The following is a 2183-nucleotide window of genomic DNA, read 5'->3' as shown; positions in this document are numbered from 1 at the left end:
GTGTAATCTACCTCAAAACATTTATCAATAAAAATTCATCGCCAGTTTCTGGAAAATCTGGAGACAGTTTTTTGACTGGAAGTTTTAATTGATTTATCATCTCGGCAAGAGAATTTGAATCGTAATCTCCGCTCTGAACCAATAAATCCATATTCTCTATCAGGTCTAATTCAGGTATTGACTCCATACCGTGCATCTCCCATATATTGGTATTTAAAATATATACTCTACCTTTTAATCTTTTATCAACATATTCATTCAATTGGTTCGAATTCACCTTTTCAATAATAGGTGTTATGTTTGGGTTATTCGTTATTTGGTAATGCTTTTTAAGAGCAGTAATGTATGTTTGTAGTTTCTTTTTTGCGATCTCAAGATTTTCAGCACCAAAAAAGAAAGGGAACCAAAATTGGCTGTTGCCATATTTGAACTCTATTTCAGAAAAGTAATTATTCATGTCTTTATATTATTATTTGAATTTTAAATTCTTGTTTACACATTTAATTATATGACAAATTATTTTTTTGAAAATTTATTTCAAATTCAGAACAGTTTTCTTCATTCGATCTTTAATACCATCGGACACAATAACATTAATTAGCTCTTTTTCGTCAACTCCTTCTATCTGACTTAATGCTTTAAGGTACCGCTGATCAGTTTCTTTCATCAGGAAACTGAATTCAATCCTTTTCTCTTCTTTTTGAGATTTTTCTTCAATTGCGGACTCATCATTTCTGGACACCTCTGTTTCTCCAAAGAAATCCTCTACCTTTTTATGTAACCGACTGGTGGTTTGTGATTTTAAAACACTCATTAATGGGCTTGAGTCTCCATTCAGCCACTTTCTGACTAACTCGCTGAACTCACCAATTGAATCCAGTTTTAATCGTCTTCTGCATCCGTCTCCAATCGTCTGATATGTGACTCCATATTCATTTGCCACCCTGGATATCGCATCTTGATAAGAACTTGTCAACGACATGCCAGAGTTGTAGTTGTATTTGCTGTATTTTAAAACAGTCAATATTTGTTCAAGGGTTTTATTTGTCATCATTCGTGTCTCCTGTATTTTAGATTCATCTTACGTTAAGATAATATTTCATCTAATCTTAAGATGCAACTATCAAAAAGAAGGGATTACACATAACCAGCGTTTCAACCGGATTTTGCCGCTTAAAGTCTAATTTAAGGCCTTTATTATTGGAGATATCATGAGTTTTGTTCACTATATTGCCCGTAATGGCAAAACCGGTTAAACGCCGAACCGTTATGCAACTTAAATCTAATAACTAACTATGAACCTACGATTATTATCTCAAGAGATAGTTTTTTCTGACTATCCAAGAAATGAAGTTGACATTGAAATGGAAGACGGCCAATTAGTAACCTATTATGTCGACAATAGAAAGATTTTGATTGCTCAGAATTCAGTTCAGGAAATAACTCAAGATTTAGATGTGTTGGCCAAAAATAATCCCAATGCCATTTCAGCGATTATTTATGAGGCAAAAAATACCTCAGAAAGAATTTTTTTAAAGAAAATTAACCTCAAAAATAACTGAAATATGCTGATACGTGCATATGGTAGTTTTTGGAATCCAGATATCGTTGACTGGGGAACTGTTGGGGCGGGTAATAAAGGCAGCTTAGTCGGAAAAGTAAAAATCAAAAAATCTACTCATAAAATTGATTTCTGGGATGCTGTCGCAATTTACGTTTTGCATGATCAGTTCAAAACTGTTTACATAGGTAAAGCTTATGGGTCTCGATTAGGTCCTCGTCTGCGAGATCATCTTACAGATAGATTTGCAGGTCGTTGGGATATGTTTTCATGGTTTACCTTATCAACTGTTAATACTGTTAACCCAGGTTTGCGAGCACCAGGAACACGACAAGTAAATCCTGAAACGATATTAAACACTCTTGAAGCACTATCAATTGCTATAACTGATCCTGCATTGAATCGAAAAAGAGAATCTATACCTAAAGCAATTGAAGCTATTCAGGTCGGAGACTCACCAAAGGCAATTCGATCTTATCTTGAAGAAATTCTAGAAAAAATTGATCAATAATCTTGGTATCAAATTTAGAAACTATCAGTTGCATAACCAGTGTTTCCTGCGGACCTGTTCCAGATTATTGTTTGACTTTTAAATTGATCGTCAGGCCGCAGAAACACCAAA

Annotated in this window: 4 protein-coding genes; 2 read left to right on the top strand and 2 right to left on the bottom strand. The window is 34.2% G+C overall.

What is annotated here, in order from left to right:
• Positions 1–7 precede the first annotated feature (7 nt).
• Positions 8–457 carry a hypothetical protein gene (locus tag DYD21_RS20745; protein WP_116038935.1) on the bottom strand — a complete coding sequence of 150 codons (450 nt, stop codon included), beginning with the start codon at positions 455–457 and terminating at the stop codon, positions 8–10.
• Positions 458–532: 75 nt separating this feature from the next.
• On the bottom strand, positions 533–1054 hold the full coding sequence (locus DYD21_RS20740) for a hypothetical protein (RefSeq protein ID WP_147303671.1): 522 nt from the start codon (positions 1052–1054) through the stop codon (positions 533–535).
• Positions 1055–1295: 241 nt separating this feature from the next.
• Here DYD21_RS20740 and DYD21_RS20735 point away from each other — a divergent pair, with 241 nt between their 5' ends.
• Both DYD21_RS20735 and DYD21_RS20730 read left to right on the top strand, forming a co-directional pair.
• Positions 1296–1562, top strand: a complete 267-nt coding sequence (locus tag DYD21_RS20735; RefSeq protein WP_116038933.1) for a hypothetical protein — start codon at positions 1296–1298, stop codon at positions 1560–1562.
• Positions 1563–1565: 3 nt separating this feature from the next.
• Positions 1566–2072, top strand: coding sequence for a hypothetical protein (locus DYD21_RS20730; protein ID WP_116038932.1), 507 nt, complete (start codon positions 1566–1568; stop codon positions 2070–2072).
• Positions 2073–2183: the final 111 nt, after the last annotated feature.

The organism is Rhodohalobacter sp. SW132 (assembly GCF_003390325.1).
In the GTDB taxonomy this organism is placed as follows: Bacteria; Bacteroidota; Rhodothermia; order Balneolales; family Balneolaceae; genus SW132.
This window is presented reverse-complemented; position numbering and strand designations above follow the sequence as displayed.